The following is a 22,470-nucleotide window of genomic DNA, read 5'->3' on the forward strand; positions in this document are numbered from 1 at the left end:
GTACCTCCTCGTACCGGCCGGTAACTGTGGCGCCACAGTGGCACGCATCGTCTCCGGGCGCATATTCGCTGAGTCCCGTTTCACAGACCCTGGCAGTCTGAACCGGTGGAGATCACCCGAGTACTCGACGCGGCGCTGCGGAAGGCGGCCGCGGTCTGGATCACCTCGCCCGGCCGCGAACCCCGTCTCGTGCACGCGCACTGGCGTGACGACGCGCTGTGGGTCATGAGCGGCGGCACCGAACCGGAGGCGCCGCTGACCGACGGCGCGGAGGTCACCGTCACCGTCCGCTCCCCCACCACGCACTCGCACCTGGTCGACGCGAAGGCCACCGCGCGGCTGACCGAGCCCGGCGAGGAGACGGCGCAGGCGCTCAAGACCGCGCGGCTCAACGCGAAACCGGAGTGGGAAGCGGTGTACCGGCTGGAGTTCAGCGCGTGATCACCGTGCCGGAGGGCTTCGGCCTGGAGCTCGGCGAGGGTGCGGCCGAGTGGGTCGCGACGCTGCCGAAGCTCGCCACCAAGGCGTGCGCACGCTGGCGGCTCACCCCGGACGGCCCGCTGATGAACGGGTTCTGCGCCGTCGTGCTCCCGGTCCGCCGCGCCGACGGGCACCCGGCCGTGCTGAAGCTGAGCTGGGTCGACGACGAGACGCGCCACGAACCGCTCGCGCTGCGCCTCTACGACGGCAACGGCGCGGTCCAGCTCCTCGACCACGACGAGGAACTCGGCGCGTTGCTGCTGGAACGCCTCGACCGGCACTCGCTCGACGACGAACCGGTCGACCTCGCGATCGGCGTGATCGGCGGCCTGCTGCGCCGCCACCGCGGCATCGAGGCGCCGGCCGAGCTCCGCCGGTTCCGCGACACCCTCCCGCACGACCACCCCGCCGTTCCCCGCGAGCTGCTCGACGCCGCCCGCGAAGCCGGCACCAGGCCGATGGGCACGACCCTGGTCAACGAGGACCTGCACTACCAGAACGTGCTGCGCGGCGACCGCGAACCGTGGCTGGTGATCGACCCGAAGCCGCTGTCCGGCGACCCCGAGTACTGCATGATCCCGTTGCTGTGGAACAGGTTCGACGAGCTGGACGGACCCAAGGGGCTGACCGGCCGGTTCCTCGCGATCTGCGACGCCGGGGAGCTGGACGTGGCGAAGGCGCGGGACTGGACGCTGCAGCGGGCCGTCGCCAACTGGATCTGGTGCCTGGAGGAGGACGTGCGGGACGTGGCGGAGATCTGCGCCGACATCGCGCGGTGGGCGGCGCGCACGTGATCTAGCCTGGTGGTCGTGGTTGCCGTGAACCGGGTTTTCATCGCTCAGCTGGCCGGACTCCCCGTGTTCGGCCCCGACGGCGAACCCGTCGGCAAGGCCCGGGACGTCGTCATCAGCCTCCGGATCGACCGGCAACCGCCGCGCGTGCTCGGCATGGTCGTCGAGCTGGTGACGCGTCGGCGGATCTTCGTGCCGATGCTGCGGCTCACCTCGATCGAGCCGAACGCCGTGACGCTCGCAACCGGGTCGGTGAACCTGCGGCCGTTCCACCAGCGCGTCAACGAGGTGCTGGTGATCGGCGAGCTGCTCGACGCCAAGATCCAGCTCGACGACGGCGGCACGGCGGTGGTCGTCGACGCCGCGATGGAGCTCACCCGCACCCGCGACTGGCGCGTGGTCCGCGTCGCCGGACGGGAGCGCACCGGCCGGTTCAGCCTCAAGGGCCCGGTCCAGGTGTGGAACTGGGAGGACGTCGGCGGCCTGAGCGTCAACGAGATCGCGGGCCAGCCGCAGGGTGCGCACCAGCTCGTCGCGGTCTTCGAGGGCATGCGCGCGGCGGACGTCGCGCACGCACTGCACGAGCTGCCTCCCAAGCGCCGCCACGAGGTGGCGGACGCGCTGGACGACGAACGGCTCGCGGACGTCATCGAGGAGCTGTCCGAAGAGGACCAGAAGGACGTCCTGTCGCACCTGGACGAGGAACGCGCCGCGGACGTCCTGGAGGCGATGAACCCGGACGACGCGGCAGACCTGCTGAGCGAGCTCTCCGAGGGCACCAAGGACCGGCTCCTGGAACTGATGGAACCCGAGGAGTCCGAACCGGTCCGGCGTCTGCTGGAGTACTCCTACGACACCGCCGGCGGCCTCATGACGCCGGAGCCGATCATCCTCACGCCGGACGCGACGATCGCGGAAGCATTGGCACGGGTGCGAAACCCCGACCTCACGCCCGCGCTGGCGTCGATGGTCTTCGTGTGCCGCGCCCCCTCCGCGACGCCGACGGGCCGCTACCTCGGCTGCGTGCACATCCAGCGGCTGCTGCGCGAACCGCCGTTCGACCTCGTCGCCGGAGTGCTCGACACGGACATGGCGCGCCTGCCCCCGAACGCCTCGCTGAGCGACGTGACGCGCTACTTCGCGACCTACAACCTGGTGTGCGCCCCGGTGCTCGACGAGGACGAGCACCTGCTCGGCGCCGTCACCGTGGACGACGTGCTGGACCACCTGCTGCCGGACAACTGGCGCGAGACGGGACTGAGCCATGCCTGAAGTACTGCCCCGGCGCAGGCTCGACCAGCCGCGCGAACCGAGGAGCTTCCGGTTCTCGGTCGACCCGGACGCGTTCGGTCAGCTCTCCGAACGGCTCGCGCGCTTCCTGGGCACCGGCAAGTTCCTGTTCTGGCAGACGTTGCTCGTCGTCGTCTGGATCACGGTGAACCTCGTGGCGGTGTCACTGCGGTGGGACCCGTACCCGTTCATCCTGCTGAACCTGGCCTTCTCGACACAGGCGGCCTACGCCGCGCCGCTGATCCTGCTGGCGCAGAACCGGCAGGACGACCGGGACCGGGTGTCGCTGGAGGAGGACCGCAAGCGGGCGGCGCAGACCAAGGCGGACACCGAGTACCTGGCGCGCGAACTGGCCGCGGTGCGGCTGGCCCTCGGCGAGGTGGCGACGCGCGACTTCATCCGCGGGGAGCTCGAAAAGCTGGTGAAGGAGCAGAACAACCTCAAGAAGGTCCGGCCTTGACGCCGCCGGACGTGACGGGCCCGCTCACGGCCTGACGCGGCCGCTCGCCACCAGGTCGTCCAGCACGTCGTGGATCGCGGGAGCCGTTTCGGCGTGCGCGCGGTACTCGTCGCGCGTCACCCAGGTCAGCTCGGCGATCTCGCCGGTGGGCCGCGGCGTGCCGAGCAGCTGTGCCGTGAAGCAGGTCATGTCGACGACCGCGCCTTCGCCCTCGCCGTACGCGGGTGCGACGTAGCGCTTCAGCTCGGCCGGATCGCGCGCCTCGACGCCCAGTTCCTCCGAGACCTCCCGGCGGAGCGCCTCGACCGGTGTCTCGTCGGGCTCGATCTTGCCGCCGGGGAGGTAGAAGGCCTTCTTGTTGCGTGAGCGCACAACGAGGAGGCGGCCAGCCTCGACGTGCACGAGTCCCACCACCGTGATCACGGGAACACGTCGTCCGCTGCCAGGCGGTCGCACGTGCGGCCGAAGGCCTCGAGCTCGCCGGGGCCGAAGCTGTCCCCGAAGTGCTCGGCGACGCCGGCCAGGTGGGTGGTGGAAGCGCTGCGCAGACGTTCGGCGCCCAGCGGTGTGAGCACGGCCACGATGCCGCGTCCGTCACCGTCTGCGCGTTCGCGACCGACGAGGCCCGCGCGTTCCAGGCGGTCCACGAGGCGGGTCACGCCAGAGCGGGACAGCAGGACGGCGTCGGCCAGCTCGGTCATGCGCAGGCGCGTGGAAGGCGACTCGGCCAGTTGGACCAGCACGTCGTACGCCGCGAGCGATAGGCGCTGCTCAGCAATCAGTTCGGCCTCGAGGACCCTCGTGATCCGTGCATGCGCGCGGAGGAACGATCGCCACACCCCTAGCTCGACACGGGTGGGCAACCGGGAACTACCCGATTCCGGCACGGGCGTCGATGTTACGGACAGCGGCCACTCCACTACGACCTGGCCCTGCGCTGGAAAGTGACCGGCCGGTAGGACGGGCCTGAACCGGACGTAGCATGGATCGGTGACCACCACGCAGCCCCTCCCCACCGTCGAGGACGTCCGCAAGGCGCTCGCCGGTGTGCAGGACCCCGAGATCCGCCGCCCGATCACCGAGATCGGCATGGTCAAGGACGTCGAGGTCGGCGCGGACGGTGCCGTTGTGGTCGGCGTCTTCCTGACGGTCGCCGGGTGCCCGATGCGCGACAAGATCACGGCCGACGTCACCACCGCGGTCTCCGCCCTCGACGGCGTGTCGTCGGTCCGGGTGGACCTCGACGTGATGAGCGACGCCCAGCGCACCGAGCTGCGCAAGACGCTGCGCGGCGGCACCGAGGAGCCGGTCATCCCGTTCGCCCAGCCGGGATCGCTGACGCGCGTGTACTGCGTCGCGTCCGGCAAGGGCGGCGTCGGCAAGTCCTCGGTGACCGTGAACCTCGCGGTGGCGATGGCGGCCCGCGGGCTGTCGGTCGGCATCGTCGACGCCGACATCTACGGCCACTCGATCCCGCGCATGCTCGGTGCGGACGGCCGCCCCACCCAGGTCGAGAAGATGATCATGCCGCCGCAGTCGCACGGCGTGAAGGTCATCTCGATCGGCATGTTCACGCCGGGCAACACCCCGGTCGTGTGGCGCGGGCCGATGCTGCACCGGGCGCTGCAGCAGTTCCTCGCGGACGTGTTCTGGGGCGACCTCGACGTGCTGCTGCTCGACCTGCCGCCCGGCACCGGCGACGTCGCGATCTCCGTGGCGCAGCTCGTGCCGAACGCCGAGATCCTGGTCGTGACGACGCCGCAGCAGGCCGCCGCCGAGGTGGCCGAGCGGGCCGGGTCGATCGCGCTGCAGACCCGTCAGCGGGTCGCGGGCGTCATCGAGAACATGTCGTGGCTCGAGATGCCCGACGGCTCGCGCATGGAGGTCTTCGGCTCCGGTGGCGGCCAGGCCGTCGCGGAGTCGCTGTCGAAGGCGATCGGGTCCGAGGTGCCGCTGCTCGGCCAGGTGCCGCTCGACCCGCGCCTGCGGGAGAACGGCGACACCGGCACGCCGATCGTGAAGGCCGTGCCGGACTCGGCCGCCGCGCGGGTGCTGTCCGAGGTGGCGACGAAGCTGAGCGTGCGGTCGCGCGGCCTGGCGGGCCGGCTGCTGAACGTCTCCCCCGCCGGCCGCTAGAGCCAGTCGCGGACACGGAGAAGGGGCCCTGCCGAGCGAGTCGGCGGGGCCCCTTCTTCACGAGCTCAGGTGGCGTCCGGGTCGTACGGCGGCCGCTCGCCCGGTGCGAGCGGGCGCTGCTCGGCCGCGGGCGGGGTCGGGGGCGTCGGGTAGCCGTTCGACTTGGTCGTCGGCTCCGGGTCCTCGAACAGGTGCTTGGCCACCGCGCGCTTCGGGTCGAAGTTGCGCAGCTCGCGCAGGTCCTCGAGGGGCTTGCGGAGCTGTTCGAACTCCGGGCCCATCTCCTGCTTGAGCTGTTCGCGGGCGCCGGTCGCGTACTCGCGGACCTGGCGGACCGTCTTGCCGAGCCACGCCGCGGCGGACGGCAGGCGTTCGGGCCCCAGGATGAAGAGACCCGCGACCACGATGATGAGGATCTCCACCCATCCGATGCTGTCGAACACGGGCCCCAGCCTACTTGTCAGTCGCTCTTCAGCGTCACGTCGAGTTTGAGCTCACGGCCCTGCCTGGCGAGCACGACCTGCACGGTTTCGCCGATCTCGTGCTCCCTGACCGCCACGACCAGTTCGGCGGCGTTGCGGACCATGCGGTCGCCCACCTTGGTGATCACGTCGCCCTCCTGGATGCCGGCGGCGGCCGCGGCACCTCCCGCGGGGACGTTCTGGACCTGGGCGCCCTCGGAGGTCTCGGCGGACACGCTCTTCACGTTGACGTTCATGTCCGCGTGCTTCACCGAGCCGTTGCGGATCAGCTCCTGGCTGATCTTGCGGGCCTGGTTGCCGGAGATCGCGAAGCCGAGGCCGACGGAGCCGCCCGTCTCGGTGCGGATCGACGAGTTGATGCCGACCAGGGCGCCGCGCGAGTCGACGAGCGCACCACCCGAGTTGCCGGGGTTGATCGCGGCGTCGGTCTGGATGGCGTCGTAGGTGACCTGCGGGCCGCCGTTCTCGCCCGCCGCCGTCACGGGGCGGTGCAGCGCGGAGACGATGCCCTCGGTGACGGTGTTGGAGAGCTGCAGCGGCGAGCCGATGGCGATCACGCTGTCGCCCACCTGGAGCTCGTCGGAGTTGCCGAACTGCAGCACGGTCGGGTTGGTGACCTCGACCTTGATGACGGCGAGGTCGGTCTTCGGGTCGCGGCCGACGACGCGGGCCTGGGCCCTGGTGCCGTCGGTGAAGATGGCGCTGAGCTTGGCCGACGTGTCCTGGGCCGCCGGGGCCACCACGTGGTCGTTGGTCAGGACGTAGCCGCCGCCGTCGATGACGACGCCGGAGCCGACGCCCGCGACGTTGGCCCCCTTGAACTCGATGGAGACCACGCTCGGCGTCACGCGCTTCGCGATGTCGGAGATCGAGCCGGCCGGGCGCTCCTTGCCCTCGGCGACCTCGGCGAGGGTCACGGTGGAGTCGGTCAGCGGGTTGCCCGCGCGGCCGATCAGCCAGCCGACGAGACCGCCGACCGCGCCGAGCACCAGCGCGACCGTCAGCAGCAGCGCGAGGGCCGTCGGCTTCACGCGGCGGCCGAAGAGCAGTTCCGGAACGCTCAGCTGCGGGCCGGGCCCTGGCTTGCGCTCGGGTTCGCCGGGAGGTTCCTCGCCGACGGCGGGCGGGCCGATCACGGCGCCGGACGCCGGGTCGCGCCACGGGTCGCCCGCGGGCTTGTCGCCCCAGAAGACGGGGTTGATGTCCTGGTCGGGGCTGGAGGTGGGCTGCGGCGGGCGTTGCAGCAGTTCCGAGGAGCCCTGGCGGCCGAACGCCGTCATGAGGGACTCCGGGGGCGGCGGCGCCGTCTGGAGCTGGGGCGCGGGCACGTCCCGCGAGGCGAACGCCCCGGCGACGCCGGCAGGACGGCCGAAGGCGGTCGCGTGCGCGGGGTCCACCGGCGGCTGCGCCAAGGGGCGGGGCCGGAGCCTGCGGTGCGCTCCGTCGTCCACTCCGGAAACGGGTGTGGACGTCTGGCCGTTGGGCGACTGCTGGCTCATCTCTCCCCGAATTTTTCCGCTAGGAGTGCTGAACCACAGCGTGCCTCACGAACAGTGAAATGACTGTCAGGGGGTGGTGGCGAAGACGGCGCCGGCCTTCTGCGGCGCGGCGGGCGCGGGCGGGGCCTCGCTCTCCGGCGTGGTGAACGCGAGCGCGCCGAGCAGCATGCCGCTCACGACGACGCCGGCCCCCTGGCGGGCGCGGCGGCCGCTGAACCAGCCGGTGCTGCCCAGGGGTCTGGACGACCCCAGCACCGGTCCGGCACCGAACGCGGGCTTGTCCGTGCGCTGGACGGCGACGAACTGGCCGTCCTCGGTGATCGCGAGCCCGTCCGGGGCGGACGGCAGCTCGACCTCCTGGGGAATGGCACCGAGCCTGTCCAGCAGCGACGCCGGCGCGGTGGGCGTCGAGGCGGTGCGCACCGCGGCGCGCGCCTGCTGCTGGGTGTAGGCCTCGAAGGCGCAGAAGCCGCACCGCTGGATGTGCGCCGAGGCTCGTTCGTGGGCGGTCGGGGAAAGCTCCCCGTCCACGAACGCGACCACGGCGTCCAGCGCCAGGTGCTGCTCAGGCAGTCCCCAACCACGGAGGTCGGTCATGCAGTGTCCTCCAGCAACGATTCCCGACGACGGCGTTCGAGAGCGACCTTCAGGGCCTGGCGGCCCCGGTGGATCCTGCTCCTCACGGTACCCATCTTGACCCCGAGCGTGGCACCGATCTCCTCGTAGGAGAGCCCTTCCACGTCGCAGAGCACGACCGCGGCGCGGAACTCCGGCGGGAGCTCGTCCAGCGCGGCCTGCAGGTCGGGGTCGAGGTGGTTCTCGTCGTAGATCTCCTCGGGGGACAGGTCGTCACCCTCGAGGCGGTCGTTGTCCTCGGGCAGCGCCTCCATGCGGACACGGCTGCGACGGCGGGCCATGTCGAGGAAGAGGTTGGTGGTGATGCGGTGCAGCCACCCCTCGAAGGTGCCCGGCTTGTACGACGCGAGCGAGCGGAAGACGCGGATGAACGTCTCCTGCGTCAGGTCCTCGGCGTCGTGCTGGTTGCCGGTCAGGCGGTACGCGAGCCGGTAGACCCTGTCCGCGTGCTCGCGGACGATGGAGTCCCACGAAGGCGGCGTCCAGTCGGCCGTCTCGATGGGCGCGACGGCCTCCGGCGAACTCGACTGCGTGCGCATCAGGTGTTTCGGCACCTCCATGTGGGCCGCCCGGCGACCCTCGTGCGGCTCAACGGACGGCGGGTCCGGCTTGTTCCCGACCAGAGCCTGGCTTCTTGCCTCTGTACCTTCTCCTGCCCGCTTTAAACGATCGTGAGAGATGGCTGAGAGCACCCTGAGAATCTCGGTTCGGGCCGTGTTCACCCGTTTTGGGCACAGAGGGCACTAGCCTGCTTACCCGTGACCTCGGAATCGGCCCTGCGGGAGTACGTCGAGCAGTACCTCCCCGAGGACGACGTGCACCTGGCGGCGCGCGCACGCGGCCAGGAACTGGGCTGCGTGCCCATCGGCGCGGGCGGAGGCGCCGCCCTGCGGTTCCTCGCGACCGCACTCCAGGCCCGCGCGGTGGTCGAGATCGGCACCGGCGCGGGCACCAGCGGCCTCTACCTCCTGGCGGGGATGCCCAGGTCGGGCATCCTGACCTCGATCGACGTGGACCCCGACCACCAGCGCGCCGCCCGGGAGGCCTACGCGGCCGCCGGCATCTCGCCCTCGCGCACCCGCCTGATCATGGGCAAGGCGCTGGAGGTCCTGCCGAGGCTCACCGACGCCGCGTACGACCTCGTCTTCGTGGACGCCTACAAGCCGGAGTACCCGCAGTACCTCGAACACGGGGTCCGCATGCTGCGGCCGGGCGGCGTCATCGCGTTCGACAACGTCCTGTGGCACGGCTCGGTGGTCGACCCCTCGAAGCGCGACGAGTCGACCCAGGCGATGCGGGACATCGCGCGGCTGGTCAGGGAGGACGACCGGCTCGTGCCCGTCATCCTGCCGCTGGGAGACGGTCTGCTGGTCGCCGCGCGCCGTCCCTGAGAACCGGACGGTGTCCTGCGTGGAGAGCCGGAGGCACCTGCTCTTCCACGACGGCGACCCTCGTGGGCCGCACCGTCGACGGCCGCCGGTTCGAGGGTCGGGACGACGTCAGGCCGACCGGCTGCTGACGCCGCCGGCTCAGTAGGCCCGGACGCCCTTGCCGAGGACCGTGACGCCACCGGCGCTGACCGTGTAGCGCTCCCGGTCCATCGGCGCGTCCACACCGATCAGCGCACCGTCGGGCACCACGACGTTCTTGTCCAAAATGGCCCGCCGCACGACGGCGCCCTTGCCGATCCGGACGCCGGGCAGCAGCACAGACCCCTGCACCACGGACCCGACCTCGACCGTCACGTCCGAGGAGATCACCGACCCGTGGATCTTCCCGGAGATGATCGACCCGGGACCCACCATCGAGTCCTCGGCGGACCCGCCGGCGATGAACTTGGCCGGGGGCAGCGGCGGCGTGGCCGTCCGGATGGGCCACAGCTGGTTGTAGAGGTTGAAGATCGGGTGGACCGAGACGAGGTCCATGTGGGCGTCGTAGTAGGCGTCGATCGTCCCGACGTCGCGCCAGTACCCGCGGTCCCGGTCCGTGGCGCCGGGAACCTCGTTGTCCTGGAAGTCGTAGACGTGCGCCTTCCCGCGGTCCACCAGCATGGGGATGATGTCGCCGCCCATGTCGTGGTCCGAGTCCGGGTTCAACGCGTCCCCGCGCAGCGCGTCCAGCAGCGCCTCGGTCGTGAAGACGTAGTTGCCCATCGACGCGAAGGTGACCTCCGGGTCGTCCGGCACGTGCGGCGGCTCGGACGGCTTCTCCAGGAAGCGCGTGATCTTGCCGGAGGCGTCGGAGTCGATGCAGCCGAAGGCCTTGGCCTCGTTGCGCGGCACGCGGATGCCGGCGACGGTCACGGCCGCGCCCGACTCGACGTGCTGCGAGATCATCTGGCCCGGGTCCATCCGGTACACGTGGTCGGCGCCGAAGATGACCACGTGGTCCGGCTTCTCGTCGTGGACGAGGTTGAGCGACTGGAAGATCGCGTCGGCGGACCCCGTGTACCAGCGCGGGCCCAGGCGTTGCTGGGCCGGGACCGGCGTCACGTACTGACCGAGCACATTGGACAGGCGCCACGTCGTCGAGATGTGGCGGTCCAGCGAGTGCGACTTGTACTGCGTCAGCACGCAGAGCTTGGCGAGCCCGGCGTTGACGAGGTTCGACAGCACGAAGTCGACCAGCCGGTAGTTGCCCCCGAAGGGCACAGCCGGTTTGGCGCGGTCGGCCGTCAGTGGCCACAGGCGCTTGCCCTCACCGCCGGCTAGCACAATTCCGAGAACGTGCGGCTGACCCTTCACAGCATGTGACCCTATCCGTGCGATCGTTCTCGAACCAGTCGCAAAGCGGTTCATCCCAACACCTGTGCCGTGATCTACGGTGAGTGCGTGCGAGTTGCGCTGCTGACACGGGAGTACCCGCCGGAGGTCTACGGCGGAGCGGGCGTGCACGTGGGATTCCTCGTGCCGCACCTCCGCGAGCTCGTGGACGTCGACGTGCACTGCTTCGGTGCGCCGAGATCGGACGCCACGGCCCACAACCCGCCGCACAGCCTGGAGCAGGCGAACGCGGCTCTCACGACCCTCGCCGTCGACCTGGAAATGGCCGCGCACATCTCCACGGCGAACCTCGTCCACTCGCACACGTGGTACGCCAACATGGGCGGTCACCTGGGCAAACTCCTCCACGGCATCCCCCACGTGGTCACGGCGCACTCGCTCGAGCCGCGCCGGCCGTGGAAGGCAGAGCAGCTCGGCGGCGGGTACCGGATCTCGTCGTGGGCGGAGCGCACGGCGTACGAACACGCCGACGCGGTCATCGCCGTGAGCGAGGGGATGCGGGCCGACGTGCTCGACGCGTACCCCGCTCTGGACCCCGCCAAGGTGCACGTGGTCCGCAACGGGATCGACAGCAACGCGTACCACCCCGTTGCCGAAACGGACGCCTTGACGTCACGCGGAATCGACCCGGAGAAGCCGATCGTGGCCTTCGTGGGAAGGATCACCCGCCAAAAAGGTTTGAGCCACCTCGTGGCCGCCGCGCACCACGTGGACCCCGAGGCGCAGATCGTCCTGTGCGCCGGAGCGCCCGACACCCCGGAGATCGCCGAGGAGATCCGGACGGCGGTGAGCGAGCTCGCCGAGACGCGGACGGGTGTCTTCTGGATCCAGAAGATGCTGCAGCCCGCCGAGGTCCGGCAGATCCTCAGCCGCGCGACGGTGTTCGTGTGCCCGTCGGTCTACGAACCGCTGGGCATCGTGAACCTGGAAGCGATGGCGTGCGGCACCGCGGTCGTCGCGAGCGACGTCGGCGGCATCCCCGAGGTCGTGGTCCACGGCGAGACGGGCCTTCTCGTGCACTACGACGAGCGGAATGTGTCGACATATCGACTCGAATTGGCCCAGTCCATCAACGAACTGATCGCAGACCCGGAGCGCGCGAAGCGGTTCGGAGCAGCCGGGCGCACCCGCGCCGAGCAGGACTTCTCGTGGGCGACGATGGCCGCCCAAACGGTCGAGGTCTACCGCAGTGTGATCTGAGCCACACTCTTCCGGGGCAACCCTGACGGGTGAGGACCGCCTTTAACCAGTAGTGACGTTGTGGCTTCAACTGGTGAGGGGCGCGAGGACTGTGCGTGCTGGGGTGCTGGGTCTGACGGTCCTCCTCGCGGTGACTGGATGCGCCACAGCCCCGGCCACACAGCCCACGGCCGTCCAGCTCACCGTCGACGGCCGCAAGCTCGCCGACGCCTCCGAACTGCAGTCCCTCGCCGAGTCCCAGCTGGCCTACACGCTGGAGTACGGCTACGTGGCACGGGCCGGCGCCGCCGCCGTCAGCTGCTGGTTCGCCAAGACGGGCGTCGAGTCCGAGGTCGACAAGCGGCTGTGGTGCGGGCCGGTCCAGGTCCCCGGCACCGGCGCCGGCACCGACTGGGTGCCCGTGCCGCTGAAGGAAGTCACCAAGACGGATGACGAGGTCCGTTACGAGGTGCAGTCGCCGCAGGTGCCGGAGAAGGGCAACCGCAGCACGCCGGACGGGATGCTCGTGCGCACCGACGGCAAGGAGTTCGACCCGAAGAAGCAGCAGGACCTGATCGCCGGCCGCGACTTCCTGGCCGTGCTGCCCGACGACGGCAAGCGCACCAACGTCGACCTCGGGCTCGGCGACGCCGACGTCAAGCTGCGCGACGACCTGCTCAGCACCGCCGTCACCGGCTGGGCGAACCCGGACATCTGGTTCACCGCCGAGGGCACGCTGCGCGCGGAGACCGGCTCGCGGCTGCGGGTCGTGCGGATGAAGGTCGAGAAGCTCAACGAGACGGACAGCGGTTTCCAGCGCACCAACTGGCAGGGCTTCGCCCCGCAGCCGTCCGAGCTCGCGCTGGAGGTGCCGGGCAAGCGCCAGGTCCTGCCGCCCGAGCGGCTGCCCGCGAACGGCTCGGTCTTCGTCGTCTACACCGTGCCGGACCCGCAGGAGGGCACCGAGTCGCTGACGCTCGGCACGCTCGGCGCCAAGTCGCTGGAGCAGCGCGCCGAGGTCCCGTCCGGCAAGCGCACCGACACCCCGCCGCCGGTGCTCAAGCGCGCCGCCGGCCCCGCCCAGTTCGCCGAGCGGACGCAGAAGGTCCGCTTCGGCGACCGCGAGCTCGGCATGAAGGTCACCGGCGTGAAGCTCGGCCGCCAGCGCCCGGTCAAGCTCGGCGAGGGCCAGTACGACGTCGTCACGATCTCCGCCGCGGACAAGGCGTTGCTGGAGGTGCGGTTCGAGGCGGTCGGCACCCTGCCCGACACCGCGGGCGGCCTGTGGACCAAGGACCTGATCACCGTCACGCTGCCGGACGGCTCGACGGCCCCGCAGGTCGGCGCCCGCTACGACGGCGGCCCGCTGCCGTTCGCGGTCGTGGTCGAGGTCCCCGCGGACGTCCGTTCGGCCTCGATCGGCATGGTCGAGGGCACCCTGGAGCTGCCGCGCCTCGGCAGGACGGCGATCGCCCCGGCCGACTCGCGCGTCACCCTCGCGCTGGAGTTCTGAGCGAGCATGGCGGTCAACGCGAGCCAGCCGAGGACCACCAGCACCAGTCCCGTCCAGCCCCACTCCTCGTAGGCCGTGCTGCCGGACGTGCCGCCGATGCTGCTGCCCACGTAGAACCCGGCGAGGTACAGCCCCGCCGCGTGGCCGCGGGCGTGCTCCGGGGCGCGGGCGCTGACCCAGCCGCTCGCCGTGGTGTGCGAGGCGAAGAACCCGGCGGTGACGACCGCCAGGCCGAGCGGCACCCACACGAGGCTCGCCAGCGCGCCGGCGGCGACCACGCCGATGCACAGCAGCAGCACCCGGCCGCGGCCGAACCGGTCGGCCAGCCTGCCCGCGAACGCCGCGGCGGTGCTGCCGAAGCCGTAGAAGAGGAAGACCAGCGTCTCGAGCCACGCCGGGCCGGTGAGCTGGAAGCCGGCGACGTTGTAGAACGAGATGAACGTGCCGACGAGCAGCATGGCGACGACGTACAACGACAGCAGCACCGGGTCCTTCAAGGCCGCCTTCATGCCGCTGGGCGCCCGCTTGGGCCCGTGCTGGGCCGCGGGCAGCAGGAACACCACGACCAGCGCCGCGACCAGCCCGAACACCCCTGCGAGCAGCACGGAGCCGCGCCACCCGAGCCAGTCGGACGTCATGCCCGCGACGAGCCGTCCCGCCATCCCCCCGAGGCTGTTCCCGGCGATCATCGCGCCGGTCGCGGCCCCGAGCCGTCGCGTGTCCAGCTCGTCGGCGAGGTAGGCCATGGACGCCGCGGGCACACCGGCGGCCGCGACGCCCTGCAGCACGCGCAGGACCAGGAAGACCTCGTAGTTCGGCGCCAGCGGCAGCACGAGCCCGAGCAGGGCCGCGACCAGCACGCTGACGACGATCACCGGCCGCCGCCCGGCGCGTTCGGACAGCATCGCGATCGGCAGGACCGCCACGGCCAGCGCGAGGGTCGCCGCGGACAGCGCGAGCGAGGCCGCGCCCGGCCCCAGCCCGTACTCGGCGGCTATCTGCGGCATGACCGGCTGCGGGGTGTAGAGCAACGCGAAGCACGCGAACCCCGAGGCGGCGACGGACGCGGTCAACCTGTTCACCCGTCCGACGCTAAGCCATACGTCCAATACGGAAATGGGTCAGAATCGATCCGTGGACGAATCGGACCTGGCCCCGAAGCTGGCGGTGCTGAAAGCCCTCGCCGCGGATGAGCACGTGACGCGGGTCGCAGAACGCCTCGGGCTCCCCCAGCTGACGGTCAGCAGGTGGGTCGCGGAGCTCGGCGACCGGCTCGGCGCGCCGCTGCTCGTGAGGTCCGGCCGCCGGGTCCGCCTCACCCGCGCGGGCCGGTTGCTCGCCGACGCCGCCACCCGGTCGCTGGCCGTGCTCGAACCGGGCCTGCGCGAGGTCGAGGAGGAGCTCGACCCGGAGAAGGGCCGCGTCGTGCTGGGCTTCCTGCACATGCTCGGCCGCGCGATCGTGCCGGAGTTGGTCCGCGGCTACCGGGCCGAGCACCCGCACGTGCGGTTCGGCCTGGTCCAGAACGCACGGCAGCCCGTGGTCGACAAGCTCGTGAGCGGCGAGATCGACCTCGCGCTGGTCGCCCCGCCGCCCGCCGGTCCCGAGTTCGAGTCGGTGGTCGTGTTCGAGCAGCCGCTGATCGTCGTCGTGCCGGCGGGGCACCGGCTCGCGCCCCGCGGGTCGGTGCGCGTCGAGGACCTGGCCGACGAGGACCTGATCACCCTGGAGCACGGCTACGGCCTGCGCCGGATCACCGACGACATGTGCGCGGCGGCGGGCTTCGCGCCGCGCTACGTCTTCGAGTGCCAGGAGATCGAGACCGTGCGCGGGCTGGTGGCGGCGGGTCTCGGCGTGGCACTGCTCACCCACGCCGAGTTCGCGCCGCCTCCCGGGCTGCGGGAGCTGTCACTGACCCCGCGCACCGGCCGGACGTTCGCCCTGACGTGGCTGCGGGACAACCCGCTGACGCCCGCCGTCCGCGCGTTCCGCGACCACGCCCTGAGGACTCACGGCGTCCATGCCTGAGTCCCCGACCAGGTGCGCAGGTACGACTCGGCGCCGCTCAGCATGTCGCGGACGAGCTGGTCGCCGCCGAGCTGGCGGACCCTCTCGACCCAGTCCGGCAGCAGGCCGATGTGCGCGCCGCCGTCGACGTTGATGTCCCAGACGCGCTCGCCGGTGCGCTGCCGGTCGACCAGCGGACCCTCGGGGAAGGTGCGGAACGGGTAGGTCACGCCGGTCTGCGGTGCCGGGTGCGAGCCCACGCCGTTGTAGTCGGAGCCGAACCCGATGCCCACGTCGTACTTGCGGCGCAACGGCTCCGCGGCGGCGGCCTGCGCGACGTACCCGGCGGGGTCGTTCTCGTAGCCCGCGACGAACCCACCGAGCTCGTAGACCTTCTCGGTCCACTGGGCGTCCATCCAGCTGTGGCTCGACACGATGCCCGGGAACCCCGCCTGCGCGGCGAGGTCGAGCGTGCGCCCGGCGGCCTTCACGCTCATGTGGTCGATCTCGATCATCATGTGCCTGCGCATCATGGCCTGCACCGCGTACTCGCCGAGCGACGTGAGCCCGCGCACGTTGCACCGCTTGGCCGGGTCGTAGGCGGGAGCCACGACCCCCGCGGGGATCAGCGCGTTCGGGCCGGCGGTGCCGATCGGGTTGTCCTGCTGCGGGCCCTTGCACCGCTCGGTCTGCCACCACTGGCCGGTGCGCAGGAACTGGCCCGCGTTGATCACGCCGCCCTGCGTGCCCGAGTCGAACCGGACGCCGCACAGCGCGTTGTCGAACTTGTGGCACAGGAACGCGCTGCGCACGCCGAGCGCGTGGACCTCGTCCAGCCCGCGGTCGATGTCGGCCCGGCTGCACAGCGGGACGTCGAGGAACGTCCGGCAGCCGAACAGCTCCGAGGTCTCGATGCCGAGCACCACGGCGAGCTTGCCCTGGGTGATCACCTCGCGGGCCTGCTCGGACGACGTGACGATGCGGAACCAGCCCTTGCCGGGCCCGCCGAACTGCTCGTCGATGAACGCCTGCAGCTCGTGGGTGCGCTGGGCCTGCAGCCGCACCGACGCCATCTCGTCGCAGCCGCGGTCCTTGAACGGGTGGATGACGCACAACGTGGCGTTGCTGGTCAGGTCGGTGACGAGCACGCGCTGCCCGCCGCGCCAGGCCCGTTCGAGCCAGGCGTAGTAGTTCTGCTGGTGCGAGACCGTCGTGTCGGAGGGCCAGTCCCTGAAGGTCGGCCAGCCCACCGGGTCGTGGCCGTCGAGGTCGCCCGTGACGATCGCCTCGAAGATCGCGCCGAGGCCCGCCGGGTGGTGCTCGGGGCAATCCTCGAGCGCGTCCGCGACGCCCCGCTCGGAGAACGGCTTGCCGCAGATCAAGCGGCCGCCGAACCCCTCGTTGGTCATCAGGTGGTTGTGCGCGTCGACGAACCCGCGCACCCGGCCCTGGCCGTCCGTTCCCCGGAACGGCTCGCCGGTCACGTTGATCTGCGAGTCCGGTGCCGGCCGGGCCACCGGTTCCCACCAGGGCGAGCTCGCCGCGGCGGGGGACGACGACGCTATGACCAGCGAGACGGCGAGAGCCAGGCGGAGTAACACGAGCGCTCCTCTACGGCGTTGTGAAGGAGCTCACATCATGCCGTGGAACGCGACCGTCTCGTATCGGCGGATCGGAGGGACTAACGCGAATATTTTTCAGCCAGCTCGACCAGGGTCCGCGCGCCGAACCCGGTGGCTCCGGCGACGACCTCGTCGTACACCTTCTCCGACCGCGCCGGGCCCGCGATGTCGAGGTGCGCCCACGGCACGTCGCCCGCGAACTTCTGCAGGAACAGCGCCGCCGTGATGCCACCGGGGCCGGGAGGGCACTGCCGGTAGTCCGCGATCTCGCTGTCGACGGCGCTGACGTGCTCCTCGAGCAACGGCATCCGCCACCACCTCTCGCCGACACTCGCCCCCGCGGCGATGACATCGGCCGCGAGACCGTCGGAGGAGCTGAACACGCCGCCCGTGCGCAGGCCGAGCGAGACCTTCATCGCGCCGGTCAGCGTCGCGACGTCGACGAGCAGGTCCGGCTTCAGGTTCCGCACCGCGTATGCCATCGCGTCGGCCAGGACCATGCGGCCCTCGGCGTCGGTGTTCGTCACCTCGGTGGTCGCGCCGCCGTAGTGGCGCACGACGTCGCCCGGCCGGTACGCCGAGCCGCTCACGTGGTTCTCCGCGCACGGCACGAGGCCGGTCACCCTGATCGGCAGCCGCCTGCGGGCCACGGCCAGCAGGGCGGAGATCACCGCGCCGCCCCCCGCCATGTCGGTGCGCATCAGGTGCATGCCGTCGGCGGGCTTCACCGAGATGCCGCCCGTGTCGAACGTGATGCCCTTGCCGACGAAGACCAGGTGCGGGCCGGTGGTGCCGTAGGTCAGCTCCAGCAGCCGCGGCGGGCGGGACGAGCCGCCACCGACCGCGAGCACGCCGCCGAAGCCCTGCTGCCGCAGCCACTTCTCGTCGCGCACGGTGGCGGTGAGGCCGTCGACCCTGTCGGCGAGCTTGGCCGCGGTCGTCGCGAGCCAGCGCGGGTCCTTGACGTTGGACGGCGCGTTGGCGAGGTCGCGGGTCAGCGCGGTGGCCGTGGCGAGCGCGTGGGCCTTCAGGGCGGCGGAGGTCAGCACCTCTTCGAAGCCCGTGTCGGCCGTGACCAGCCGCAACGAGCCGACCCGCCGGGGGGCCTCCTCGCCGGTGACCTTGAAGCGGTAGCCGCCGAGCGCCGCGCCCAGCACGAACGCGCGCACCTTCTCGGCGTCGAAGTCCGGGGTCAGCAGGACGTCGGCGGTCCTGGGAGCGTCCTCACCGCTCAGCGCCCGCGCGAGGGACGCGCCGGCCGTGCGGTAGTCGGCGAGCGTGCCGGTGCCCACGCCGAGGGTCCACCTGTCGTCGTGGCGCACCGCCTCACCGGCCTTGCCGGTCAGGTCGGAGACGTCGATGCCGTCGCCACCCGGCCCCAGCGCCGGTCCCGTGCCCGTGAGCACGACCGACGGGACGTTGCGGCGCGAGGTGGTGGCCACCTCGACGTCCACGAGCTTGGTGGGCACTGACGGGACCGTCGACGCCACGGTTGGACCTCCCTGATGCATTGACGAGCGTTCATTCTCGCCCAGGCCTCCGATGCGGCTCACCTGGGGCGAGAACGAAGCGATGCCCCGGTCTCCACTGTGGAAACCGGGGCTCGAACTGCTTCCTCGCCGGGTGCCTCAGCCGACGGCGGCCTTCAGCGCGTCGCCCAAGGCGCTGGCCTCGTCCGCCGACATCTCGACGACAAGGCGCCCACCACCCTCGAGCGGCACGCGCATGACGATGCCGCGTCCCTCCTTGGTGACCTCGAGGGGACCGTCGCCGGTCCGGGGCTTCATGGCCGCCATCGCGTGCTCCCTCCGTCAACATCTTCCCCGTCCGGCCAGGCCGGATCTGCTCCATTCTCCCCTATCGCGACTCAGGGACGAAACCGAACCGATCTTTTGGCGAGTCCCGGTCACATTTGTCGATCTTGACTTGTCGCTGTTCACCGCGCGTTTTCACGACAAGGCAACACTTTCGGCACGGCTGGGCGCGGCGTGACAGACTCAGCAGGGTGCGAGCCCGTTCCGCGCTCTTCGACGTCTACGGTGGCCACCTGCGCGAACGCGGTGGCGCCGCCACCATCGCCGCGCTCGTCCGGTTGCTCGAACCCCTCGGCTTCGCCGCGCCGGCCGTCCGCACGGCCGTCTCCCGCACCGTCCGGCAGGGCTGGCTGCAGCCCGCGCGGCTCCCTGACGGGCCCGGATACGCGATGACACCTCGCGGGGAACGACGGCTCGACGAGGCCGCCGCCCGCATCTACCGCACCCGGCCGTCCACCTGGGACGGTCGCTGGCACGTCGTCGTGCTGGAGGAGCTGCCCGGCCGCGACTCGCGCGACCACCTGGCGTCGGAACTGCAGCTGCTCGGCTACGGCGCCCTCGGACCTGTGACGTGGATCGCGCCCCGGCCCTCCCCGGAGCTCGCCGACGTGCTGGCGGCCGAGGAGGTCGCCGCACGAACTTTTCACGGTTCACACGACGGTGAGGACGCCGAGCTGGCCTCGAAGGCCTGGGACCTGGCCGAGCTGGGCCGCGACTACGCCGCGTTCGTCGCCCACTGGGGCGCTCAGGTGTCCGTTGTGGACGAAACGGACGACGCGGCGGCGTTCGCGGCCTCACAGCAGCTGTTGCACGCGTGGCGCAAGTTCCTGTTCCGCGATCCCGGTCTTCCTGCTGAACTGTTGCCACCGGACTGGCCGGGCCACGCGGCAGCGTCGTTCTTCGACGAACAGACGCTGCGGCTGGCGCCGGGCACGAGCCGCTTCGTCGACGAGTGCCTGCGGCCGGTGCGCAACGTTTCCACAGCTTGATGGAGGTCCAGTGTCCGAGCTCCTCGTCGAAGACGCCGATGGTGTGCGCACGCTCACGTTCAACCGCCCGGAGTCGTTCAACGCCTTCACCGTCTCGCTGAAGGAGGCGTTCCTCGCCGAGCTGAAGGCCGCGGCGGCCGACGCGTCGGTGCGCGCGGTGGTGATCACGGGTGCGGGCAGGGCGTTCTGCGCGGGTCAGGACCTCAAGGAGCACATCGGGTTGCTGCAGGCCGGTGACCCCGCGCCGCTGCACACCGTCGAGAAGCACTACAACCCGATCGTGCGCGAGCTGATCGCGATGCCGAAGCCGGTGATCGCCGCGGTCAACGGCAGCGCTGCGGGTGCGGGCGCGTCCTTCGCCTACGCCGCCGACCTGCGCATCGCGGGTGCGTCGGCGAAGTTCCTGATGGCCTTCGCGAACGTGGGCCTCACCGCCGACTCGGGCGCCTCCTACACGCTGCCGAGGCTGATCGGCCACGGCCGCGCGATGGAGATGATGCTGCTCGCGCAGCCCGTCGGCGCCGAGGAGGCGCTGCGGATCGGCATGGTCAACCAGGTCGTGCCGGACGACGAGCTGCTGCCCACCGCGCAGGCGCTGGCCGCCCGGCTGGCGGCGGGTCCGACGACGGCCTACGCGAAGATCAAGGAAGCGCTGGCCGCGGCGGCGGACGGGACGCTCGAGGACGCGCTGGAGGCGGAGCGCCGCACCCAGGCCGACTGCGGCGCCACCGAGGACCACCGCGAGGCGGTGGACGCGTTCGTGAACAAGCGCGCCCCGAAGTTCACCGGGCGCTAGCGCGGAAGCAGGTCGCTACGTGGTCGTCCACCATCCCGGTGGCCTGCATCAGCGCGTAGCACGTGGTGGGGCCGAGGAACTTGAAGCCGCGCTTCTTCAGCTCCTTGGCCATCGCCTTCGACTCGTCCGTGATCGCCGGCACGTCCGCGGTCGTCGCGGGACGCACGTGGCCGGCGGGGGCGAACGACCACAGCAGCGCGTCGAGGTCCACGTCCTGCTCGACGATCACGCGGGCGTTGTGGATCGCGGCGTCGATCTTCAGCCGGTTCCGGACGATGCCCGCGTCGGCCATCAGCCGTTCCACGTCGGCGGGCCCGAACGCGGCCACCGGTTCCGGGTCGAAGCCGGCGAACGCCGCGCGGAACGCCGGCCGCTTGCGCAGGATCGTGATCCACGACAGCCCGGACTGGAACGCCTCCAGCGACATGCGTTCGTAGAGCTCCGGGGTGCCGTGCAGCTCCACGCCCCACTCGGTGTCGTGGTAGGCGGCGTAGTCCGGGGTCGAGTCGCCCCACGGGCAGCGGACGAGCACCTGCTCCCCGGCGGCCTGCTCAAGCCGGGTGGTCACTGCTCTCCCTGTCCTCGAGCTCCGCGACGCGCGCCCGCAGCGTCTCGACCTCGGTCGCGAGCCGCTGCAGGACCCAGTCGACCTCGCTCATCTTGTAGCCGCGGAAGACCTGCTGGAACTTCAGCTCGCGGACGTCCTGCGCGGTGATGTCGTCGGCGGGCAGCCGCGTGGGCGACGCACCGGGCGGCAGCGGCGCGAGCTCCTCGCCGCGCCCGAACACCAACGCCGCGAGCAGGAACACCACTGCCGCGACGGCCACCAGCACGATCAGGTAGATCAGGGCGTTGGTCACGCGACGATCGTGGCACAGCTCAGGCAGCGGCGAGCGAGCAGACCGAGCCGGACGATCACGGTCCACGTGACGAGGCTCGCGACGCTCATCGGCAACGACTGCACCAGCCGCGCGACGTCGAGGTGCGCGGTGGCCACGATGATCGAGAGGTTGCCGAGCAGCACCGCGCCGACGGCCGTGAGCGCGACGCCGGCGCCGATCCTGGCGAGCAGCTTCGCGTCGTACCTGCGCGCCAGGAACCGGCCGAGGACCAGCGTCACCAGCGCCACGCCGGACGCGATGCCACTGGTCAGGTCGTTGGCCTTCGCGATGAACAGGTACCAGGCGGGCGGCATCGAGCCGAAGTCCTGCCACGGCCCGACGAGCAGCAACCGGCCGTACTCCCACGCCATGTGCATCAACGGCAGCACGATCGCGAGCCAGATGAGCGTGCGCGTGCCGTAGGCGACGGCGAGCTCGGCCTGGTACTCGTTCGCGATCTCGCGCACGGGGCCGAACTCCTCGACCGCGCGCCGCCGGGCCTCGTCTTCGGCGAGGCCTCGGCCGAGGTGGGCCTCCGAGGCGTCGGTGAGGCTGTCGCGGGTTTCGGTGAGCAGGTCGCGGACCTGCTTCCGCGAGCCCCGCAACCGCGCCCCGAGCTCGGCGACGTACCGCTCGATCGGATCGCCCTGGCTCACCGCTGCGCCCACTTCCCACCTCCCAGCACCCCGTCGATGACCGTCGTGAACTCGCGCCACGCGCTGCGCTCGGCGTTCAGGGCGCGCTGCCCCGCCTGCGTGAGCCGGTAGGTGCGGCGCTTGCGCCCGCCGACCGTGCTCCAGTCGCTGACGACGTGGCCCGCCCGCTCCAGCCTGCGCAACGCCGGGTAGACCGTGCCCGTCGGGAGGTCGAGCGCGCCCCCGCTGCCCTGCTGCAACGCCTCGATGATCGCGTAGCCGTGCAGTTGCCTGCCGTCGAGCGTGGCCAGCAGCAACGCGTCGAGGTGGCCGCGTAGCGCGTCGGGCTTCATGGGGCGACTCTACTGACCCCGGCCCTGGGAGTGGTCCCTGAAATCCTCGGTCAGGGTCTGCCCTGAGATCCCCCTGAGATGCGGTTTCCGGCCTTAATAAGTAGCCGCGCTACACATACGGTCG

General features: G+C 71.2%; 25 protein-coding genes. 10 read left to right on the top strand and 15 right to left on the bottom strand.

From position 1 onward, the window contains the following. The first annotated feature begins 105 nt into the window (after positions 1-105). From V1227_RS23630 to V1227_RS23645, 4 genes are read left to right on the top strand one after another with little or no spacing between them, the layout of a single operon-like run. Positions 106-441 (top strand): hypothetical protein, encoded by a 336-nt coding sequence (locus V1227_RS23630; protein WP_329787724.1) that lies wholly within the window; start codon positions 106-108, stop codon positions 439-441. Further along, a complete protein-coding gene (locus V1227_RS23635) occupies positions 438-1,274 on the top strand; it encodes an aminoglycoside phosphotransferase family protein (protein WP_329787725.1) in 837 nt (278 codons plus the stop codon). Before V1227_RS23630 ends, V1227_RS23635 begins: the two co-directional genes overlap by 4 nt. A gap of 15 nt (positions 1,275-1,289) precedes the next feature. Further along, positions 1,290-2,543 (top strand): magnesium transporter MgtE N-terminal domain-containing protein, encoded by a 1,254-nt coding sequence (locus tag V1227_RS23640; RefSeq protein WP_329787726.1) that lies wholly within the window; start codon positions 1,290-1,292, stop codon positions 2,541-2,543. Beyond that, positions 2,536-3,021 (top strand): DUF1003 domain-containing protein, encoded by a 486-nt coding sequence (locus V1227_RS23645; protein WP_329787727.1) that lies wholly within the window; start codon positions 2,536-2,538, stop codon positions 3,019-3,021. Before V1227_RS23640 ends, V1227_RS23645 begins: the two co-directional genes overlap by 8 nt. Positions 3,022-3,045: 24 nt before the next feature. On the opposite strand, the gene V1227_RS23650 is transcribed toward V1227_RS23645, so the two are convergent. Then, positions 3,046-3,444 carry an NUDIX hydrolase gene (locus V1227_RS23650; RefSeq protein ID WP_329787728.1) on the bottom strand — a complete coding sequence of 133 codons (399 nt, stop codon included), beginning with the start codon at positions 3,442-3,444 and terminating at the stop codon, positions 3,046-3,048. Beyond that, positions 3,441-3,908 (bottom strand): MarR family winged helix-turn-helix transcriptional regulator, encoded by a 468-nt coding sequence (locus V1227_RS23655; RefSeq protein WP_329787729.1) that lies wholly within the window; start codon positions 3,906-3,908, stop codon positions 3,441-3,443. The genes V1227_RS23650 and V1227_RS23655 overlap by 4 nt, the downstream gene beginning before the upstream one ends. Before the next feature lie 103 nt (positions 3,909-4,011). On the opposite strand from V1227_RS23655, the gene V1227_RS23660 reads away from it, so the two are divergent. Next, positions 4,012-5,157, top strand: coding sequence for an Mrp/NBP35 family ATP-binding protein (locus V1227_RS23660; protein WP_329787730.1), 1,146 nt, complete (start codon positions 4,012-4,014; stop codon positions 5,155-5,157). A gap of 65 nt (positions 5,158-5,222) precedes the next feature. Here the strand turns inward: V1227_RS23660 and tatB are convergent, their stop codons facing one another. The 4 genes from tatB to sigE form a co-directional block, all read right to left on the bottom strand. Next, positions 5,223-5,600, bottom strand: coding sequence for a Sec-independent protein translocase protein TatB (gene tatB, locus V1227_RS23665; RefSeq protein WP_236220303.1), 378 nt, complete (start codon positions 5,598-5,600; stop codon positions 5,223-5,225). 17 nt (positions 5,601-5,617) lie between these two features. Next, positions 5,618-7,138 carry a S1C family serine protease gene (locus tag V1227_RS23670; protein ID WP_329787731.1) on the bottom strand — a complete coding sequence of 507 codons (1,521 nt, stop codon included), beginning with the start codon at positions 7,136-7,138 and terminating at the stop codon, positions 5,618-5,620. Between the two features lie 66 nt (positions 7,139-7,204). After that, positions 7,205-7,735 carry an anti-sigma factor family protein gene (locus V1227_RS23675; protein ID WP_329787732.1) on the bottom strand — a complete coding sequence of 177 codons (531 nt, stop codon included), beginning with the start codon at positions 7,733-7,735 and terminating at the stop codon, positions 7,205-7,207. Further along, positions 7,732-8,313 carry an RNA polymerase sigma factor SigE gene (gene sigE / locus V1227_RS23680; RefSeq protein ID WP_236220306.1) on the bottom strand — a complete coding sequence of 194 codons (582 nt, stop codon included), beginning with the start codon at positions 8,311-8,313 and terminating at the stop codon, positions 7,732-7,734. The genes V1227_RS23675 and sigE overlap by 4 nt, the downstream gene beginning before the upstream one ends. 219 nt (positions 8,314-8,532) lie before the next feature. On the opposite strand from sigE, the gene V1227_RS23685 reads away from it, so the two are divergent. After that, positions 8,533-9,165: an O-methyltransferase gene (locus V1227_RS23685; protein ID WP_329787733.1), complete on the top strand. Its 633-nt coding sequence runs from the start codon at positions 8,533-8,535 to the stop codon at positions 9,163-9,165. Positions 9,166-9,303: 138 nt separating this feature from the next. Here V1227_RS23685 and glgC read toward each other — a convergent pair whose 3' ends face one another. After that, positions 9,304-10,518 carry a glucose-1-phosphate adenylyltransferase gene (gene glgC, locus V1227_RS23690; RefSeq protein WP_236220308.1) on the bottom strand — a complete coding sequence of 405 codons (1,215 nt, stop codon included), beginning with the start codon at positions 10,516-10,518 and terminating at the stop codon, positions 9,304-9,306. 87 nt (positions 10,519-10,605) lie between these two features. On the opposite strand from glgC, the gene glgA reads away from it, so the two are divergent. Continuing rightward, positions 10,606-11,757: a glycogen synthase gene (gene glgA, locus V1227_RS23695; protein WP_329787734.1), complete on the top strand. Its 1,152-nt coding sequence runs from the start codon at positions 10,606-10,608 to the stop codon at positions 11,755-11,757. Between the two features lie 1,329 nt (positions 11,758-13,086). Here the strand turns inward: glgA and V1227_RS23700 are convergent. After that, positions 13,087-14,331, bottom strand: a complete 1,245-nt coding sequence (locus tag V1227_RS23700; RefSeq protein WP_329787735.1) for an MFS transporter — start codon at positions 14,329-14,331, stop codon at positions 13,087-13,089. A 52-nt stretch (positions 14,332-14,383) separates the two neighbouring features. Between V1227_RS23700 and V1227_RS23705 the strand changes: the two genes are divergently transcribed. Next, on the top strand, positions 14,384-15,277 hold the full coding sequence (locus tag V1227_RS23705) for a LysR family transcriptional regulator (RefSeq protein WP_329787736.1): 894 nt from the start codon (positions 14,384-14,386) through the stop codon (positions 15,275-15,277). Here V1227_RS23705 and V1227_RS23710 read toward each other — a convergent pair. From V1227_RS23710 to V1227_RS23720, 3 genes are all read right to left on the bottom strand, one after another. Then, positions 15,259-16,857 (bottom strand): hypothetical protein, encoded by a 1,599-nt coding sequence (locus tag V1227_RS23710; protein WP_329787737.1) that lies wholly within the window; start codon positions 16,855-16,857, stop codon positions 15,259-15,261. The genes V1227_RS23705 and V1227_RS23710 overlap by 19 nt on opposite strands. Before the next feature lie 80 nt (positions 16,858-16,937). Further along, positions 16,938-18,389: a leucyl aminopeptidase family protein gene (locus tag V1227_RS23715; protein ID WP_329787738.1), complete on the bottom strand. Its 1,452-nt coding sequence runs from the start codon at positions 18,387-18,389 to the stop codon at positions 16,938-16,940. Between the two features lie 117 nt (positions 18,390-18,506). Beyond that, positions 18,507-18,674 carry a DUF3117 domain-containing protein gene (locus V1227_RS23720; protein ID WP_090099723.1) on the bottom strand — a complete coding sequence of 56 codons (168 nt, stop codon included), beginning with the start codon at positions 18,672-18,674 and terminating at the stop codon, positions 18,507-18,509. Between the two features lie 209 nt (positions 18,675-18,883). Between V1227_RS23720 and V1227_RS23725 the strand changes: the two genes are divergently transcribed. Beyond that, positions 18,884-19,681, top strand: coding sequence for a PaaX family transcriptional regulator (locus tag V1227_RS23725; RefSeq protein ID WP_329787739.1), 798 nt, complete (start codon positions 18,884-18,886; stop codon positions 19,679-19,681). A gap of 10 nt (positions 19,682-19,691) precedes the next feature. Next, on the top strand, positions 19,692-20,477 hold the full coding sequence (locus V1227_RS23730; protein ID WP_329787740.1) for an enoyl-CoA hydratase-related protein: 786 nt from the start codon (positions 19,692-19,694) through the stop codon (positions 20,475-20,477). Here the strand turns inward: V1227_RS23730 and V1227_RS23735 are convergent. The 4 genes from V1227_RS23735 to V1227_RS23750 are packed head-to-tail and all read right to left on the bottom strand — an operon-like array spanning position 20,464 to position 22,346. After that, positions 20,464-21,045, bottom strand: coding sequence for a DNA-3-methyladenine glycosylase I (locus V1227_RS23735; protein WP_329787741.1), 582 nt, complete (start codon positions 21,043-21,045; stop codon positions 20,464-20,466). The two genes, V1227_RS23730 and V1227_RS23735, sit on opposite strands and share 14 nt — an antisense overlap. After that, on the bottom strand, positions 21,029-21,337 hold the full coding sequence (locus V1227_RS23740) for a DivIVA domain-containing protein (RefSeq protein WP_236220316.1): 309 nt from the start codon (positions 21,335-21,337) through the stop codon (positions 21,029-21,031). The genes V1227_RS23735 and V1227_RS23740 overlap by 17 nt, the downstream gene beginning before the upstream one ends. Continuing rightward, positions 21,334-22,026, bottom strand: coding sequence for a permease prefix domain 1-containing protein (locus tag V1227_RS23745; RefSeq protein WP_329787742.1), 693 nt, complete (start codon positions 22,024-22,026; stop codon positions 21,334-21,336). The genes V1227_RS23740 and V1227_RS23745 overlap by 4 nt, the downstream gene beginning before the upstream one ends. Next, entirely contained in the window at positions 22,011-22,346 is a 336-nt protein-coding gene (locus V1227_RS23750) for a PadR family transcriptional regulator (protein ID WP_329787743.1), read from the bottom strand. The genes V1227_RS23745 and V1227_RS23750 overlap by 16 nt, the downstream gene beginning before the upstream one ends. Positions 22,347-22,470 lie beyond the last annotated feature (124 nt).

The organism is Lentzea sp. DG1S-22 (assembly GCF_036321065.1).
Lineage (GTDB): Bacteria > Actinomycetota > Actinomycetes > Mycobacteriales > Pseudonocardiaceae > Lentzea > Lentzea jiangxiensis.

Excerpts from the sequence above, each read along its gene's own strand:
- V1227_RS23645 (WP_329787727.1), top strand. The coding sequence starts at position 2,536 with ATGCCTGAAGTACTGCCCCGGCGCAGGCTCGACCAGCCGCGCGAACCG.
- V1227_RS23670 (WP_329787731.1), bottom strand. The coding sequence starts at position 7,138 with ATGAGCCAGCAGTCGCCCAACGGCCAGACGTCCACACCCGTTTCCGGA.
- V1227_RS23675 (WP_329787732.1), bottom strand. The coding sequence starts at position 7,735 with ATGACCGACCTCCGTGGTTGGGGACTGCCTGAGCAGCACCTGGCGCTG.
- sigE (WP_236220306.1), bottom strand. The coding sequence starts at position 8,313 with ATGCGCACGCAGTCGAGTTCGCCGGAGGCCGTCGCGCCCATCGAGACG.
- V1227_RS23715 (WP_329787738.1), bottom strand. The coding sequence starts at position 18,389 with ATGCATCAGGGAGGTCCAACCGTGGCGTCGACGGTCCCGTCAGTGCCC.
- V1227_RS23720 (WP_090099723.1), bottom strand. The coding sequence starts at position 18,674 with ATGGCGGCCATGAAGCCCCGGACCGGCGACGGTCCCCTCGAGGTCACC.
- V1227_RS23750 (WP_329787743.1), bottom strand. The coding sequence starts at position 22,346 with ATGAAGCCCGACGCGCTACGCGGCCACCTCGACGCGTTGCTGCTGGCC.